The sequence below is a fragment of the Komagataeibacter sp. FXV3 genome, assembly GCF_015155755.1.
Classification (GTDB): domain Bacteria; phylum Pseudomonadota; class Alphaproteobacteria; order Acetobacterales; family Acetobacteraceae; genus Komagataeibacter.
The window spans coordinates 26,860-43,949 of record NZ_VWPI01000099.1 but is presented as its reverse complement, the minus strand read 5'-3'; the positions used below and the strand labels follow the sequence as shown (position 1 = coordinate 43,949).

General features: G+C 63.6%; 16 protein-coding genes. 5 read left to right on the top strand and 11 right to left on the bottom strand.

What is annotated here, in order from left to right:
- On the bottom strand, positions 1-148 hold a 148-nt coding region (locus F1542_RS17410), incomplete at its 3' end, for a 1-deoxy-D-xylulose-5-phosphate synthase N-terminal domain-containing protein (RefSeq protein WP_193732837.1).
- Between the two features lie 451 nt (positions 149-599).
- Here F1542_RS17410 and hpnH point away from each other — a divergent pair.
- Both hpnH and F1542_RS09555 read left to right on the top strand, forming a co-directional pair.
- Entirely contained in the window at positions 600-1,781 is a 1,182-nt protein-coding gene (gene hpnH, locus F1542_RS09560) for an adenosyl-hopene transferase HpnH (protein WP_193732836.1), read from the top strand.
- 128 nt (positions 1,782-1,909) lie between these two features.
- A complete protein-coding gene (locus F1542_RS09555) occupies positions 1,910-3,199 on the top strand; it encodes a hemolysin family protein (RefSeq protein WP_193732835.1) in 1,290 nt (429 codons plus the stop codon).
- 100 nt (positions 3,200-3,299) lie between these two features.
- On the opposite strand, the gene F1542_RS09550 is transcribed toward F1542_RS09555, so the two are convergent.
- The gene (locus F1542_RS09550) at positions 3,300-5,276 is read right to left on the bottom strand and encodes a lytic transglycosylase domain-containing protein (protein ID WP_193732834.1); all 1,977 of its coding nucleotides are present in this window, start codon (positions 5,274-5,276) and stop codon (positions 3,300-3,302) included.
- Positions 5,277-5,458: 182 nt separating this feature from the next.
- Complete coding sequence (locus tag F1542_RS09545; RefSeq protein ID WP_193732833.1) at positions 5,459-6,394, bottom strand: uracil-DNA glycosylase; 936 nt, start codon at positions 6,392-6,394, stop codon at positions 5,459-5,461.
- 42 nt (positions 6,395-6,436) lie between these two features.
- Between F1542_RS09545 and F1542_RS09540 the strand changes: the two genes are divergently transcribed.
- Together F1542_RS09540 and F1542_RS09535 are read left to right on the top strand one after the other, a co-directional pair.
- Positions 6,437-8,254, top strand: coding sequence for a tetratricopeptide repeat protein (locus F1542_RS09540; RefSeq protein WP_193732840.1), 1,818 nt, complete (start codon positions 6,437-6,439; stop codon positions 8,252-8,254).
- Positions 8,254-9,180: a 4-(cytidine 5'-diphospho)-2-C-methyl-D-erythritol kinase gene (locus tag F1542_RS09535; protein ID WP_193732832.1), complete on the top strand. Its 927-nt coding sequence runs from the start codon at positions 8,254-8,256 to the stop codon at positions 9,178-9,180. Before F1542_RS09540 ends, F1542_RS09535 begins: the two co-directional genes overlap by 1 nt.
- Before the next feature lie 179 nt (positions 9,181-9,359).
- On the opposite strand, the gene F1542_RS09530 is transcribed toward F1542_RS09535, so the two are convergent.
- The 6 genes from F1542_RS09530 to F1542_RS09505 form a co-directional block, all read right to left on the bottom strand.
- Entirely contained in the window at positions 9,360-10,346 is a 987-nt protein-coding gene (locus tag F1542_RS09530) for an SDR family oxidoreductase (protein ID WP_193732831.1), read from the bottom strand.
- A gap of 141 nt (positions 10,347-10,487) precedes the next feature.
- Positions 10,488-11,066 carry a YqaA family protein gene (locus tag F1542_RS09525; protein WP_193732830.1) on the bottom strand — a complete coding sequence of 193 codons (579 nt, stop codon included), beginning with the start codon at positions 11,064-11,066 and terminating at the stop codon, positions 10,488-10,490.
- 39 nt (positions 11,067-11,105) lie between these two features.
- On the bottom strand, positions 11,106-11,582 hold the full coding sequence (locus F1542_RS09520; protein ID WP_193732829.1) for an OsmC family protein: 477 nt from the start codon (positions 11,580-11,582) through the stop codon (positions 11,106-11,108).
- Positions 11,583-11,622: 40 nt separating this feature from the next.
- A complete protein-coding gene (locus tag F1542_RS09515; protein WP_193732828.1) occupies positions 11,623-13,227 on the bottom strand; it encodes an ATP-binding protein in 1,605 nt (534 codons plus the stop codon).
- Between the two features lie 10 nt (positions 13,228-13,237).
- On the bottom strand, positions 13,238-13,957 hold the full coding sequence (locus F1542_RS09510) for a response regulator (RefSeq protein WP_193732827.1): 720 nt from the start codon (positions 13,955-13,957) through the stop codon (positions 13,238-13,240).
- Between the two features lie 82 nt (positions 13,958-14,039).
- Positions 14,040-15,062 carry a cysteine synthase A gene (locus F1542_RS09505; RefSeq protein ID WP_193732826.1) on the bottom strand — a complete coding sequence of 341 codons (1,023 nt, stop codon included), beginning with the start codon at positions 15,060-15,062 and terminating at the stop codon, positions 14,040-14,042.
- Positions 15,063-15,212: 150 nt separating this feature from the next.
- On the opposite strand from F1542_RS09505, the gene F1542_RS09500 reads away from it, so the two are divergent.
- On the top strand, positions 15,213-15,623 hold the full coding sequence (locus tag F1542_RS09500) for a rhodanese-like domain-containing protein (RefSeq protein ID WP_193732825.1): 411 nt from the start codon (positions 15,213-15,215) through the stop codon (positions 15,621-15,623).
- Positions 15,624-15,673: 50 nt separating this feature from the next.
- Here F1542_RS09500 and F1542_RS09495 read toward each other — a convergent pair whose 3' ends face one another.
- Positions 15,674-16,567: a DUF2272 domain-containing protein gene (locus tag F1542_RS09495; RefSeq protein ID WP_193732824.1), complete on the bottom strand. Its 894-nt coding sequence runs from the start codon at positions 16,565-16,567 to the stop codon at positions 15,674-15,676.
- A 142-nt stretch (positions 16,568-16,709) separates the two neighbouring features.
- Entirely contained in the window at positions 16,710-17,066 is a 357-nt protein-coding gene (locus F1542_RS09490; protein WP_193732823.1) for a hypothetical protein, read from the bottom strand.
- Between the last annotated feature and the right edge of the window lie 24 nt (positions 17,067-17,090).

Sequence of the window (17,090 nt, the reverse complement as noted above, 5' to 3'; positions counted from 1 at the left end):
ACACGGCATCGATCGTCTCGGACCGCAGTTCCTCCGCCAGCTGCTTCAGCTGTTCCACCGAAAGGTTGCGCATGTCATGCGGCGCGCGCACCCGGTCAAGCTGGGGGTAGCGCCCAAGGGTCGGAATCGCGGGCTTGGTCTGATCCATGATGTTCGCGTCCATTGTTCTGCGTTGGCTCTTGCCCCATGTTCAGGGGAGGAACCAACCCGGGTTTCGGTTTGGCCTGTCGGTCCCGGGATCGGGGCCGGCAACAGGCTGCTCCGGCGGCGATGAATGGCGGCTCATGGCACGAAAACCATGGCGACCGTAGCGTAATCGCGATGTGTTACTCCGGTTAAGCCTGTAAATACAGTCTCTAATTCTATGACTGTTGTTAATTGGCCACACCAAAGCTGATAGCAATTGAATACAGGATGGTTTCTGTCCTATACCCTCGCGAAAGGCTTCATGTGTCGTACAAGTCCGCAACCTCGGCATGCTTTAAATGCACGGCTGGGTGATGTTGGGCTTGTTTTCTCGTAGGGGGATGTGACCATATCCGCCCTACCAGACTTGAAATATGAGACCGGCGTTGGGCCGGTGCAGGAGCAGAGGTTTCATGGCCGTTCCTATTATGCAGGCAGTCCGCGTCGGCGCCTATGTTGTCAAGCAGCATGTCACGCGGCGCAAACGTTATCCGCTCGTGCTTATGCTCGAGCCCTTGTTCCGCTGTAACCTGGCATGCGCCGGGTGTGGCAAGATCGACTATCCCGCCCAGATCCTGAACCAGCGCATGACCCTGCAGGAATGCCTGGATGCGGATACCGAGGCCGGTGCGCCGGTCATTGCCGTGGCTGGTGGTGAGCCGCTGCTGCACAAGGAAATGCCCGATATCATCCGTGGCCTGATCGCGCGCAAGAAGTACGTCTATCTGTGCACGAACGCCCTTCTTCTGGAAAAGAAGATGGATGATTACGAGCCGAATCCCTTCTTCTCATGGGATGTGCATCTGGATGGTGATCCGGCGATGCATGACGCATCGGTGTGCCAGGACGGCGTGTACGAACGCGCGGTCGCCGCCATCAAGAAGGCGAAGGCCCGTGGTTTCCGCGTGTCGATCAACTGCACCCTGTTCGATGGCGCTGATCCCAAGCGCGTCGCCGCCTTCTTTGACGAAGTGATGGCGATGGGCGTTGATGGCATCATGACCGCGCCGGGCTATGCCTATGAGCGCGCGCCGGATCAGGAACACTTCCTGAACCGTCACAAGACGAAGCAGCTGTTCCGTGACATTTTCCGTCTGGGCAAGGGCAAGAAGTGGCGTTTCACGCAGTCGCCGCTGTTCCTGAACTTCCTGGCTGGTAACGAACAGTACCACTGCACCCCGTGGGGCAAGCCGCTGCGTAACGTCTTTGGCTGGCAGCGCCCGTGCTACCTGCTGGGTGAAGGCTATGCCAAGAGCTTTGAAGAGCTTATGGCCGATACCGACTGGGATGCATACGGCACCGGCAATTACGAAAAATGCGCCGACTGCATGGTGCATTCCGGTTACGAATCGACCGCCGTTATGGATGCTGTGCGCAGGCCCTGGCACATTGCCAAGGTCGCCCTGTTCGGACCCGAGACGGAAAAGCCGATGGCGCCCGAAATCTCGCTGGCCAACCAGCGTCCGGCCGAATACGTGTTTACCCAGCACGTTGACGCCAAGATGGAGGAACTTGCCGCCCGCAAGAAGCCCGCGGCCCCGCCGCGCGTGAACAAGGTGGCGGCCCCGGCTGAAACGGCCGACGCGGCAGACTGATCACGCATTCCATGTATTGCGTTTGGGAAAGGCGGGGCATATGTCCCGCCTTTTTCTTTTATGTGGGTATTTTCAGGCATGTGCGTGGTGTGCCCGTGTGCGTGATTATGCTGTAGGATCGCGGGATCATGGTTGTCTCACTGATTGTCATATTATGCCTCGTTCTGCTCAACGGGCTTTTTGCCATGGGCGAACTGGCCCTGATTTCCGCCCGCCGGGCGCGGCTGGCCATTCTTGCGCGTGACGGTATCAAGGGGGCGGACCGCGCCCTGAAACTGGCCGGTGACCCGCAGAGTTTCCTGCCCACCGTCCAGATCGGCATGACCCTTGTCTCGATTCTGGAAGGCACTTTTGGCGGCAACAGCATCGAGGCTGGCGTCAGCCGCTGGCTGGCCCATATTCCCGCCCTGCGCTCGATTGCCGATGAACTGGCCATGTTCCTGGTGGTCAGCGGCATTACCGCCGTCATGCTGGTGCTGGGGGAACTGGTGCCCAAGCAGATCGCGCTGCGCCAGCCCGAACAGATCGCGGCCCGCCTGTCCCTGCTGCTGGAATGGATGGCATGGCTGACGCGGCCCATCGTGTGGCTGCTGGGACGGTCATCCGAACTGGTGCTGAAGCTTATGGGGATAGGTGGCGCGATCCGGCAGTCCGTCTCGGTCGAGGAACTGCGCGCCTATATTGCCGAAGGGGCGCAGGCCGGGGTGCTGGAGCAGGAGGAGCGTGACATGATCGAACGCCTGCTGCGCCTGGCTGAACGGCCCGTTCGCGCCATCATGACCCCACGTAATGAACTGTGCTGGGTGGAACGGCACGTGCCGCGCGCGCAACTGCTGCAGGTGCTGCGTTCGACCACCTATTCGCGCATCGTGGTGTGTGAAGGGGGCGTGGACAACCCGGTGGGCGTGATTCTGGCCAAGGATATGCTGGACCGGTTTCTGGACGGTAAAAGTCCGTCGGTCGAGATCGGGCTGCGTCACCCCATCTCGGTGCCCGATACGCTGTCGGCCTTTGACATGCTGGAACGCATGCGGGCGTCCTCGCTGGGTCTTGCGCTGGTGCTGGATGAATATGGATCATTTGAGGGAATCGTGACCTCATCCGACCTGTTCGGTGCCATCGTGGGTGAACAGCATGAACCGGGCAACACCCCGCCCCAGCGTCTGGCCCATGACAATGTGCTGGTGCTTGACGGGTCCATGCCCGCTGATGAGGTCAAGGACCGGCTTGGCCTGTCCGACCTGCCCGCCGAAGGCAGCTATCACACCCTTGCCGGATTGATACTGGCCCTGCTGCGGCGCGTGCCAGCCAGGGGGGACAAGGTTGTGTTTTCCGGTTGGCTGTTCGAGGTGCTGGAAATGGAAGGCCGTCGCGTCGTGCGCGTGCAGGCCAGCCGGCAGCTGCTGGCGGAAAACTGAGAACCAAACAAAGTAAAAGTTTTCGGATGCCGCCTTTTTTCAAAAAAGGGGCGTCCCCAGCAATGGGGCGCCCCTTTTGCAAATGGGTGCGGAAGATCCGTTAATGAATGGTGTGGCCAGTATGGCTCGCCATGGCGATTTCCGCATCGAAACCCGGCCACTCATTGCGGGCCAGTGTTTCCAGCGAAGGCGTCTGGACGCCCAGCTTGTCGGCATAGATCCACAGATAGGTGAAAGCCCGGCGGACATAATCACGTGTCTCGGCATTGGGCAGGCTTTCGATATACATCAGGGGATCTTCCCCGTCGTCCATCGTGGCGTTATGACGCGAAATGGCGGATGGCCCGGCATTATAGCTGGCCAGCATGCGGATCATGTCGCCGCCCGGGGGGGCATGCGTCCCGCCGGTCTGTGTGGAGCGCTGGGCCAGGTACAGCACATAGCGCTGTCCGATATCGAGGTTGGTCGCAGGGTCGTGCAGGTCTACGGAACGGCGGTTGGAACGGTCCTTGTCGTGCGTAATGAAAGCGGCCGTCACGGGCATGAGCTGCATGAGGCCACGCGCGCCTGCCCCGGAAACGACGGTGGTGTCGAAATTGGATTCCAGCCGCGTCAGCGCATAGACCAGCGCCGGGTCCATGCGGAAACCATGCTGCGGCTGTAGCGGCGGCAGGGGGAAGCGGGAGTCGTGGGTGCTGTGTTCACTCTCGTTCGTATCGATCAGCATGAGCATCTGGGCCGACAGGTCCTTCATGTTCATGGCGTCGGCCACCATCTGGGTGGAACGGCACAGGGCGGCATCGTTCTGGATATCGGGCCACATGCGGCGCAGGGTGGCTTCCGCCCGGTCACGTTCGCCAACCTGCAGCAGGGCAAAGGCACGGCGGCCCGCCGGTGTGGCGGCCACGGCCTCGATATCGATTTCACCCAGTACACGGTTGCCTGCATGGATGGTCTGCTGTTCTGCCGCCAGCGTCATGGCTGCATTCGGGCCGATCGTGTCAGGCCTATGGACGGATTTCGGGGTCGGGGTGCGCAGGCCAAGGATCTGTGACGCCAGCAGGCCATAGAATGTATGCGGGGCAGCGGCCGCGCGGTGCAGCCATGGGTGATAGGCCGCCACGTCCCCCGTTGCCTGATGGGCACGTGCGGCCCAGTAGGCGGCGCCGGCGCGAATGCTGCCCGGTGTCAGGCTGGCGCGCGATGCGGCCTCGAACAAGGGTTCGGCCATGTCGGGCCGTCCCTGCCGCCATGCGGCCAGACCGGCCACATAACCCGCCAGACCCAGCCGTTGGCCAGAATGTTCAAAGGCGTTGCGTGCAATCGACATGGCCTGCCGGTTTTCACCGGCGCTGAACAGGGTCATGGCGATTTCCGCCTGCAGGTGCGCGGCATACAGGTCGTTTATGCCCGGCGTCACCGCAATCAGGTGCAGGGCGCTGCGTGCCCCCTTCACCCCCTGCGCGGCGCGTTCGCGTACCGCGTGGTCCAGCAGGCTGCTGCGGGTAAAAACGCGGAGAGAGGGGTCATCCTCCTCCGGCAGGTGGATATGCTGGGGCGGATGGCTGCTGTCCAGCGCGTTATGGGCAGGCGCTGGCGGCAGGGGGCCGCCCCTGTTGGGCATGGAGGACAGCAGGGAATAAATTGCCGGCGAATCAGCCAGGCCCGAGAACGTGCGCAGCCACAGCCGCAGCTGTCCCGGACTGGCGTGATAGGCGGGATTGAGATAACGCGCGGCCAGGATATCACCCAGCAGGGTATCATCGTGGATCGCGGCCGTTTCATGGATGGCTGCATCGAACTTGCCATCAGCCTGAAGCCGGAACACCCGGCGGATGCGGCTTACGTCATCGGGCGTGAGGGGACGCGGCAGCCCGGCGCTGCCATGCGTGGGCAGGCGCGGAAGGGCAAGTGCCGTTTCCTCGTTATGGTCGCCGTGGGGGGTAGGATCCTGATCCGCCCTTCCGGCTTCCACTGTTTGGGCACGAAGCGGCGCGAACGCAGCCCCTGCCAGAAATGCGGCGCCAGCCAGAAAGGCCGTCACCGCGTGATGGGGGGTATTGATTGTCCCTCGCATAGCGGAGCCGGATGTAAGCCCTGCGCGAATGGAAAGCAATAGATATCGTATTACGGGAAGGTAAATAAGTTTTCAGAACAGATGCAGGAACTATATGTAAACAGTAAAAAACATACACTTGAGCTAGAATGAATAACAGCCTTGCCCCAAGCTAATGCCGGGCATGATTATGTTAATACCCTTTATGATTTTGAAGGAATGTTTCCGATTGCTTCACGTATCAGAAGCATGTCTTTCCATGCATCACGGCGGGCCGTGGCGCTGGCGCGTAGCTGCAGTGGATGACGCATGGGCAACGCCTGTAGCGTGGGCGGGGTTGCACCCTTGTCCGCACTTTCGGCAGGCAGGGGCAGGTCACGCCAGCGGCCACGCATGCGTGCCGCCGTGGTGCGCTGGTCCAGCAGGACCGATACCGGCAGGTTGCCCATAAGAACCACGCGTGCGGGGCGCGCCAGCACGATCGCGCGCTGGATGAAGGGCAGGCAGATCCGTGTTTCGGCGACGGAGGGCGGCCTGCCGCCGGGCGGTCGCCACGGAATGACCGGCGCGCGCAGCAGGCTGGCCTGGTCAATGCCGATACTGGCGAACATGGTGCTGACCAGCGCCCCGCTTTCCCCCGCGAAGGGGTGGCCGCCGCGATCCTCATCCGCATCAGGGGCCTCGCCGATCAGCATGAGCGGGGCGCCCTGCGGTCCTTCCACAAATACGCTGCTGGTCGCGGTATCGCGCAGGCTGCATTCTCCGAAATCGCGGATGGCGGCGTGCAGTTCCGCCAGCGTGCGCGCCGCCTGCGCAACCTCCCGCGTCATGGCCGCTGCCTGGTCGATCAGGGTGGCGGACCCGCGTGGGGGGGGCGGCGCCGGTCGGTGTTTTCTATGTCCATTCCCCGCATCTGGCTGTATGGGGGGGGGCTGTGTTGGCCGGGAGTGGTCGTGTATCGTGGGCGTCAGCGCCAGCCGGTCATGTGGGTGGGGATCCAGCGCGTCATCAGCGCCCCATTCGACATACAGGCGCAACAGGGACAGGGAATCAGTCATCGGATGGATATATCCCGCACAGGCAACGCACGCACGCGCCGTCCTGCCCCCATGCGCGGGGTTTGGCAGCGGACGCCGCACGCGGTAGATTCTGGCGTCATGCTCTTACCTCGTCTGTCACGCATGGTCGTGGCCTCCCTTGTTGTACCGCTCATCGCCGGGATTCCCAACCGCGAAATACATGCCGCAACCCCGGCTGAAGCCATTATCCATGCGGGGCAGCAGGACCTGGCCACCAACCTGCTGGTCGGCAGCGTCGCCGCCAGTGAGGGTGATAACGCCAGCGCGGCCCAGGCCTTTGGCAATGCGGCGCGGCTGGCTCCCACATACCACCTGTTCAGTGAGCGTGCGTTTTATTACAGCATTCTGGCCGGCCGGCCGGAGGCCGCAACCCTGGCGCGTAGCCAGACACCCGGCGTCATGTCCGCGCTGGTGCTGGGCAATGCCGCGGCCCTTGCGGGAAAATGGGACGAGGCGCTGGCAAGCTACCAGAGCGCGCCCGGGGACCAGCTCATGACCCTGCTGCGCCCGCTGCTGCGCGCATGGGCGTTGCAGGGCGCGGGCCGGACGGATGAAGCGCTGGCCGCCCTTGATACAGCCCGGCAGGATCGTACGCTGGGGGGATACTATACCCTCCATGCCGCCCTGGTGGCCCAGCTGTCGGGCCAGAAGATGCGGGCGGATACCCTGTTCCGGCAGGCCGGCAGCATGACGGGCGGCGATCTGTTCACCTCGCTGGTCATGGCGCGGTGGCTGGTAACGCAGGGGCATGTGGCCGATGCGCAGTCGCTGGTCAACCAGCGTATCGCGGGCATGCCGGTGCTGGAGGCGGCGCGCGCCAATATCATGGCCATGATCCAGCGCCCGGTGGTGACCCATGCAACGCAGGGACTGGCGCAGGCATACGGGCTGGTCGCCCTGCTGATCGACCAGCAGCTCTATACGCATGACGGTCCGGATGACGATCACCAGTCACCTGACATGGCAATGGAAATCGGCACCCTGCGCGGCACCGAACAGATGATGCTGCGCATGGCGCTGATGCTGGACCCGGCGGATTCGGAAGCCCGGCTGCTGCTGTCTTCCATGCTGCATCTGCGCAAGCAGGACCGGCAGGCGCGTGAGGCGCTGGATGGCGCACCGGCGGACGACCCGCTGCTGCCGGTCTACCGGACCGAACAGGCCGACCTTGATGTCGTGATGGGGCATAAGGAGCAGGCGGCGCAGGAACTGCGTGACCTGTTGCGGCAGGCGCCTGATGACCGCATGCTGTGGTCCAGCCTTGGCGATGCGCTGCTGGACCAGCAGAAATGGGCCGAAGCGCTGGATGCCTACCAGCGTGCCGTGGCCCTGACACCGCACCAGCTGGAAGGCGATGACTGGCGGCTGCTGTTCGGGCAGGCCATAGCACAGGAACGCCAGAACCACTGGCCACAGGCGCGCGTGCTACTGCAGCATGCCCTCCAGCTTTCCCCCAATGAAGCCGAACTGCTGAACTACCTTGGATATTCCATGGTCGAACATGGCGGGGATCCCGCACAGGCGGAAACCTACCTGCGGCGTGCGCTGGCGCTGGCTCCGTCCGACAACCAGATCCGCGACAGCGTGGGCTGGGTGCTCATGCGGCTTGGCCATGTGAGCGAAGGCCTGCCGCTGCTGGAACAGTCCGCCGAGCAGATGCCACAGGACCCGGCCATCAATTATCATCTGGGCGTTGCATACTGGATGGCGGGCCGCAGGCTGGAAGCGGTGAATGAATGGCAGAACGCCATCCAGTTCCAGCCCGACCCCATGGACCGGCGCAAGATTATGGCGGCCCTGGCCTATGCCAAGGCATGGCAGGCCAATGCGGCCCATCCCGGCGTGGCGCTTCCGGCTGACCTCCGGCCTGCGGTCCAGCCCGCATCTTCCCCTTCACAGGCAAATGGAACCCATCACTGATGTCCCCGCTACGCGAACTGGCCCATGCAAAGATCAACCTGTACCTGCATGTCACGGGACGGCGCGATGACGGCTATCACCTGCTGGACAGCCTGGCCGTGTTTGCGGGTGCCGCTGATGAAATGCGGCTGGAACAGGGGGCCGGACGTGGTGGCCATGTGGGCCTGCGGATCGAGGGAACGTTCGCTCCGGGCCTGCAGGATGACTGCGCCGATAACCTGATCGTACGCGCGGGTGCGCTGCTGCGCACGCATGTGGGGGTGGATGCGACGCGTCACCTGCCGGATGTGGACATCGTGCTGCGCAAGGAACTGCCCGTGGCATCAGGCATCGGTGGGGGATCGGCCGATGCGGCGGCGGCGCTGCGCCTGCTGCTTAAGGCATGGGGCCTGTCCATTTCTCGCACGGACCTCATGGTGCTGGCGACCCGTCTGGGGGCTGATGTGCCGGTCTGCCTGGACCAGCTGCCGGCCCGCATGGAGGGAATCGGGGAAGAACTGACCCCTGCGCCCATGCTGCCCGCCTGTGGCATGATGCTGGTCAATTGCGGACAGAGCGTTTCCACCCCGCAGGTGTTCAGATCACGTGCGCCCGGCTTTACACCACGTGCCGACCTGCCCGCGCAGTGGCATACACTGGCGGACATGGTGCGTGACCTGTCGGCACAGACCAATGACCTGCAGGATGCGGCCTGTGCCATCTGTCCTGAAATCACGAGCGTGCTGGATGCCCTGCGTGCGGCCCCCGGCTGTCGCCTTGCGCGGATGAGCGGATCAGGTGCGACCTGCTTCGCCCTGTTCGACAGCCCGGAGGTGGCACGGGCAGCCGCGCCTGCGGTGCGTCAGGGCAAATGGTGGGTCTGGGCAGGCGATCTGTGCCGCACGGGGATACGGCTGGAACCCCGTGCCGATTCGCTGCCTGCGTGATCGTTGCTGAACTGTTTCAGGAACCTGCCTGATATTGACAGTGGCAGGTGAAATATCCCGTAAATCATAAAAGTTCCTGGATGCCGCCTTTTTCCAAAAAGGCGGCGTTCCTTGAAGCTTTTTGGAAAAACTTCACCAAAAACTTTTGTTATTTTTTACCAGCAATCCCAGTGTCTGCCTCAGTCCCGCCTGCGGCGCAGCGCCAGCAGCACGATAGCCATAAGTCCGGTCACGGTGGCCAGTTGCGCATGGCGGCTGGTCAGCAGCAGGGGCATGCCCTTGCGGGTAATCATGTCAAACCGGCCATGGGCGGCATAGGCCCCCGGAACGGTTTCATACAGGTCATCGGGTTCATTACCCGCGACCGGGGTCTTTTCCATCTGCTTCGCATACCCCTTGCCCGACAGCCAGCGGTCCGACAGGCCGGGCAGGAAGGTGGCCAGCATCCAGTTGCGCACACCAGACAGGCCGACCCAGATGTCACGTTCACGGCCGAAGGCGGCGCGGCAGATCGCTTCGGCAGCGATTTCGGGTTCGTATACCGGTCCCATCGGCTTCAGGCGCTTGCCGGTATGGTTGCGGGTCCATGAAAAGCGCGGCGTGTTGATGGAGGGCAGGTGGACCAGTGCGATATGGATGCGGTCCCCATCATGCAGGATTTCGGGGCGGATGCTTTCGGAAAAGGCGCGTACAGCAGCACGCGCCCCGTTTTCCACCGCTTGCAGCGGTGGCGGACGCAGGCTGGCCAGACGGTCAAGGTTGACGATCGTGCCATGCCCGCGCCGGCGCATGCGCGCCAGTGCGGATCGTGTGCCGTTGACGGTGCCAAGGTAGGTCACTTCGGTCGCGCGCCGGATTTCATCGGCATCAAGGGCCGCGACCTGCCCGGTCACGCTGGCGCCGGCACAGTTGATCCACAGGGTGATGGCGCCCAGCGTTTCTTCGATTTCCTCGGCAGCCTGCTCAACGGCCTTCGCGTCGGCCACATCGACGCAGACGATATGGGTGCGCACATTGAGTTCACGCAGTTCGGCCGCCGCATCATTCAGCCGGTCGCGGTTACGGCCCAGAAGGGCGACATCGCACCCCGCGCGGCCCAGCGTGCGTGCTGTGGCGCGGCCGATACCTGCGCCCGCTCCGGTAATGACGGCAACCTGCTGCGGCATGAATATGTTCCCCACCCGTTGGAATATAGGCCGCGCGGCTGGTGCAGGCCGCGCGGGTTCAGATCACGATAGGTCCGTCATATCACGCCGCGGCAGACCCGAACACCGCCACGCGGGCAGCGCAGGGCGGCAGCCTGCGCGTCATATGTATTTCAGCGCCACGATACCCCCCACCAGAGCCAGCGCGAATATCCCTGCCACCAGCGGCAGGCGACGTTCGATGAAGGCCTGGATCGGCGCGCCAAACCGGCGCAGCAGCGCTGCCAGCAGGAAGAACCGCGCCCCACGCGTCACCGCGCAGGCCAGCAGGAACGGAGCAAGGGAAAGATGGGCTGCCCCGCTGGCGATGGTGACGAATTTGAAGGGGATAGGTGTCAGCCCCTTGATGAGGATGATCCACACTCCCCATTCGCGGAAACGTTCCTGCAGGGTAAGCAATGTGTTCTGTGCATGATAGAATCGCACAATGGGCATCGCGAGGTATTCCAGCAGGAATGACCCGATCACCCATCCCAGTACCGCCCCGCACAGGCTGGCGGCGGTGCAGATGGCCGCAAGGCGGAAGGCACGGGCCCGGCAGGCCAGCACCATCGGCACCAGCATGATATCGGGCGGCAGCGGAAAGACGCTGGCCTCGGCAAAGGCGATGACAGCCAGCCACATGACGGCATGTCGGCTGGCGGCCAGGGCGATGATGCGGGCATACAGGCGATCAAGCATTATCGGGCAATGCCATTCCACCCGGCCTGCGGCAAGGACTTATTGCGCGCTGGTGACGCGGGGCTCACACAATACCGGGAAGCTGACCGAGCGTGCGATGCAGCTGCGCATGGCGGCGTCCTGATGCAGGTCGATCACCTGCTGTATTTCATGGGGGGTGGACAGGGCGGCATGCGGACGCAGGATGACCTGCGTAATGGCAAAGGATCCGTCCTCATATTCATCCAGCATGGCTTCGGCATGATCAGCATAGGAAAGGATGCCGATTCCCATGGCGGTGCACAGGTGGATGAACCACAGCTGATGGTCGGCGCACAGGGCGCCCAGCAGCAGCTTTTCGGGGTTCCATTTCTGGGGATCCCCGCGAAACGCGGGTGAGGCGGAACCGTCAATGACCGGTCGCCCCGTGCAGTGCAGTTCGTAATCACGATGATGGGCCTGCCGGGAAGCCCCGTCATTTCCGCCGTTTCCGGTCCATAGAAGCGAGACCTGATAGCGGTGTGTTCTGTCCGGCATTGAACGTTATATCCTGAATTGTCCGTACGGGAATCGGACCTTAGCAGACAAGTGTGACTGTCACACGCAATCCGTGCGGCTGCCGGTTGCCCAGACGGATGTCACCACCCAGCCCCCATATGATGTTGCGCGAAATCGACAGTCCCAGCCCCGTTCCCCCCGTTTCGCGGTTGCGACTCTGTTCGGCGCGGACAAAGGGGTCGAACATGCGTTCCAGGTCTTCGGTCGGCAGGCCGGGGCCTTCATCCTCGATCAGGATGGTGACCTTGTATTCCTCCGCGTCCTCCCCATTCCCCTTGACGGGATGAAGCAGGGTTATCCTTGCCCCCTCACCATATTTCACCGCATTGGTCACAAGGTTGTTCAGCGCACGCTTGAGCGCCATGGGACGCGCGCGCACCAGCACATCGGGCATGTTTTCCGATACGAACACGATTCGGTCTGCCGCATCGATATGGGTTTCGGCGGCCTCATCCGCGATGGTCTGCAGCATGGCGGTCAGGTTGACCTGTCCCATCGGTTCGCGTTGCGAGGCATCGCGGCCAAAGGCCAGGGTGGCGGCGACCATGGCCTCAAGCTCATCAAGGTCGTTGAGCATCTTGGCGCGCATTTCATCGTCTTCAATGAATTCGGCCCGCAGCTTCAGCCGCGTGATGGGCGTGCGCAGGTCATGTCCGATCGCGGTCAGCATGAGCGTGCGGTCCATCAGGTAACGGCGGATGCGGTGCGCCATGGTGTTGAAGGCATGGGCGGCGCGGGCCACTTCGCGCGGGCCATCCTCGGGCATGGGGGGGGCATTCATGTTGCGGCCCAGTTCCTCGGCTGCGGCGGCAAGCGTGCTGACCGGCGCGATCAGCCGGCGCACGCCCCACAGGATCAGCAGGCCGCCCGTAAAGGTCATGATGAGGAAGGCGATGGGAAAGGTGGGTGAGCGGAACAGGCTGGGCTGAGGCAGGATGTAGTGGATGGTGACCCAGCGCCGCTCGTCCGGCAGCAGGAAGGCCACGGCCCGCCTGCGCCCAGACGTGGGGGAAACCAGGACCTGCTCGGGCCGCATCGAGGGCGGCAGGGGCCCCATGCCCCCGTCATTTTCCGGACCGAAACCATGGGGCCCGCCCGGTCCGTGCGGTCCACCCGGACCGTCGGGACCATCAGGACCATCCCTGTGGTCGTGCGGCCCGCCGCCGCCCCATGGACCGAAAAAGGGTATGGCCCCCATGTCGTCGGGCCTGTGGCCATTCCATTCACCGGGACGGCCCGGTGGACGCGGAAGCGCACGGGCGTTGATCATGTCCGGCTCGGGGCCGGGGGTCAGGGTAATATGCACGTTTTCGGGCAGGGGCAGGGCGGCCAGTTCCCTGTCACGGTCCGATGGCGCGGTTTCCACGATCGCGCGGTAGTAGCTGAACATCTTGCTGCGCGTGCGCTCGTAGATCATGCGCTGGTCAAAATCGAACCGGTCCATCGCATGGATGGTCAGGCCGATGATCTGTATGACCCCCAGCCCGCCAATCAGCAGCAGGGTGGTCCGTGCCGCCAGTGACTGTGGTAGCAGCCGCCTGCGCAGGCGCTGCCCCCAGCGGGGCGCTGCGTTTTCATCGGGAACAGGGGCGGAAAGGAAGGACTGCCGGGGAAAATGGGGCATTGCGGGCGGTTCAGTGACGCTCGACTTCCGATGCAAGCACATATCCACCCCCGCGCACCGTCTTGATAAGCTGCGCGTTGCGCCCGTTATCTTCCAGCTTGCGGCGCAGGCGGCTTATGGCCACGTCGATCGCCCGGTCAAACGGACCGGCCTGCCGCCCGCGCAGCAGGTCAAACAGCATGTCACGGGTCATGACGCGGTTGGCCCGTTCCAGCAGGGCCAGAAGCAGGTCGTATTCCCCGCCCGTCAACGGCACTTCCACCCCATCGGGGTTGAGCAGCCGCCGCCGCCCGGTATCCAGTTCCCACCCGGCAAAGCGCAGCGTATGCAGCACCGGTACGCTGCGGGGGTCGGGGGTGTCGGATGCCCGGCGCAGCACGGCGCGGATACGGGCCAGCAGTTCGCGCGGGTTGAACGGTTTGGGCACGTAGTCATCGGCCCCGAGTTCAAGGCCGATGATCCGGTCGGTATCGTCGCCCATGGCGGTCAGCATGACGATGGGCACATTGGCCTGCGTGCGCAGCCAGCGCGAGATGTCCAGCCCGCTTTCGCCGGGCAGCATGAGGTCGAGGATCACCAACTGGTAATGCCCTTCGGCCCAGCGGCGGCGCGCCTCGTGGCCATCACGCGCGGTGGTGACGCGCAGTTCGTTGCGTTCGAGGAATCGTGCCAGCAGGTCACGGATCTCGCGGTCATCATCAATGATCAGGATATGCGGCAGCGGGCTCATGTCGTGATCCTACATCACAAGAAAGGCGGGAACATCAGATGTTTCAATCCGTAGCAATTCCCGCCCTGTCCGGTGCGAACCCTCAGGCCAGCCAGCTGGGAACTGGCAGGTCCTTGGCGCGCAGGAATTCGGGGTTGAACAGCTTGGACTGGTACCGTGCCCCCCCATCGCACAGGATGGTGACAATGCGGTGTCCCGGCCCCATGGCGCGGGCCACGCGGATGGCGGCGGCGATGTTGATGCCCGCCGAGCCACCGACCGACAGCCCTTCATGGATCAGCAGTTCATAGATCTGTTCCAGCGCTTCCGGGTCGGGAATGCGTACGGCGTCATCAAAGTGCAGGCCCTCCAGGTTGCCCGTCACCCGCGACTGCCCGATGCCTTCGGTAATGGATGACCCGCTGACCGACAGGTCGCCCGACTTGACCCAGCCATACAGGCCCGACCCCTCCGGGTCGGCCAGCACGACGCGCGGCCGTGCGACATCGGCCTTTTTCGCGCAGTCCTCCAGCCCCAGCGTGACACCGGCCAGCGTGCCGCCCGTCCCGCACGAGCAGGTGAAGGCATCGATCCGGCCACCCATCTGGTCCCAGATTTCGGGGGCGGTGGTGTGGCGATGGCCTTCGCGGTTGGCGGTATTGTCGAACTGGTTGGCCCAGACGCCGCCGGTTTCCTCCGCCAGGCGGCGCGAGACATGGACGTAGTTGCCCGGATCACGGAACGGCTTGGCGGGGACCAGGCGCAGGTCGGCGCCGATCATGCTCAGGAAGTCGATTTTTTCCCGGCTCTGCGTCTCGGGCATCACGATGACCGAGCGGTAGCCGCGCGCATTGGCCACCAGCGTCAGCCCGATGCCGGTATTGCCCGCCGTTCCTTCGACAATCGTGCCGCCGGGCTTCAGCGTGCCCCGGCGTTCGGCGTCGTTGATGATGGCAAGGGCCGCGCGGTCCTTGACCGAGCCACCGGGATTCATGAATTCCGCCTTGCCGTAGATATCGCAGCCCGTTGCCTCCGATGCCCGTCGCAGGCGGATCAGGGGCGTATTGCCGATGGCAGCCGGCATGTCCGGTGAGAGGGAAGAGGCGGGATTTGCACTTTCGGCCATAAGGCAGCACCTTCACTGGTCTTGGATCATATCATGCGGCACGGCGGCCGGACATGGCGGCCATGCCGGACGTGTTGCATTCCTTACTATCAGGAATGCACGTGGCTTGGCATATCCCTAAACAGGTTTTCCCGATGAAAGGAAACAGCGATGATTGACGATATTTCCCCCGCCGCCACGTGGGAGGCCGTGCGTGGCCGCCCCAACGCCTGGCTTGTTGACGTGCGTACGCCCATGGAATGGGAACATATCGGCGTGCCGGACCTGTCGGTCGCGGGCAAGGCGCTGGTGCGTGACAGCTGGCAGCTGCCGCCCGCGGGGCAGGTCAACCCGGACTTCATCACCACGCTGGAAAAGGCGGGGATCGGCAAGACGGATGAGGTCTATTTCATCTGCCGTTCCGGCGCGCGCAGCATGGCCGCCGCGCATGCGGCGTATGATGCGGGCTATCACAACGTGCACAACGTGGCCGACGGGTTTGAGGGGCCGGAAGACGCAACCGGCAGCCGTGGCCGCCTGGCCGGCTGGCAGGCATCCGAACTGCCATGGTCACGCGGCTGATCATACGTCCGGGTCACACCCGGAGGTCATGGACCCGGCGGGTGTGATGGTTACTGGTCCGTCTGCGGTTCGCTATCGGCATCGTAGCGGACCTGCAGCACGACGCACCACGGATAGCGGGGGTCGAGGCTTTTGCCACTGTGGTCGGCCAGCCGCCCGTCACGTCCCACCGGCACGTGGGTCAGGGCGACCGCGTCGTCTATGTTGCCACCGATAATGCTGATTTCATGGCCGAAGGGCGCATCGTCATGCGGACCCGCCACCACGATGCCGCAATGGGCTGGAAAACCCTGTGGCGTGGGCAGGTCACGAAAACGCACCGACTTGCTGGCCCCGCGCCCCACACAGATCAGGTCACCCAGCTTTGGCGCATAACGGGCGGGATTGCGCGCCTTGACGCCTTTTTCCTGCCCGCTTGCGGCAGCGTTGATATAGGTGGCGTGGTTGGGGGAATAGGCAAAGCGGTCATTCGCCCCCGCCACCCGCATGACATAGGAAATGAACGCCGCCGACCAGGCGAAGCGGCCATCATGCACGAAATCGGTTATGTGGCCGTCCGCATCATGCTTGCCGTCCCATGCGATCTCGGTTTCCTGCGGGTCCTGGCCAATCCACCAGTATTCGCCCACGCGCTGCCACAGGCCGGGCGTGCGTTCGGGCTTGACCACCGGCGTGGTCGGTTCGGGGCGCAGCAGCGGGTCGTCATCGCTGACCGGCTGGCCAAACAGCCGCCATTCGCGCAGGGCGATGGCCACCACGTCCTGCCGGGTAAAGGGTTCATAATTGCGCGTGGCGAAATCGGGCACATGGGTATTGACCGCCAGTGGGCCGGCCCCGGTGGCGTATTGCGCGACCGGCGTGGTCGCGCGCCGGGTATGCTGGCCCGGATCGTGGGCACAGGCGGCAAGGCAGGCCAGGGACAGGAAGGGGGCTAACTTGCGCAATATCGGCACTCCATTGCAGGCGGCGTGCCTATTCCATACGGGGTGGGCCGCCCCGGTGGAAGGGGGGCAGTGCGCGCAGCGCGGTCAGGAAAGGTGCGGACGGGCAGATGTTACGGGTCGCCTGACCGATCCGTCACACCATTCAGTCATCAAACCGGTCGCCCGTATTGTTGGTGTAGCGGGTGCGCCATGCGCCTGCGGATACCATGCATTCGGCGAAATAGTGGACATGGTTGCCGCCAGCCCTGGCCGTGGCGTTGCCTGTCGCTCCGGTTGAAATGACACCCATCGAAGCCTTGGTCTGACATTTCTGATCGGCCGCGATGTAGCGGGGGTCATGTTCATCCATGGTGGCAATGTAGCCCCTGACCTGGCCATAGGGTGAATTCGCATGGATGTTGTGCTGCGGCATGCTGAAATGATGCGAACGGGCCCGGGCGCCGGGTGCAAGGATCATGGCAAGGCATAGTCCTGCAAACAGGGTGCGGAGGGGGGACATGGCAGGCTCTCCTGAAAGGTCATG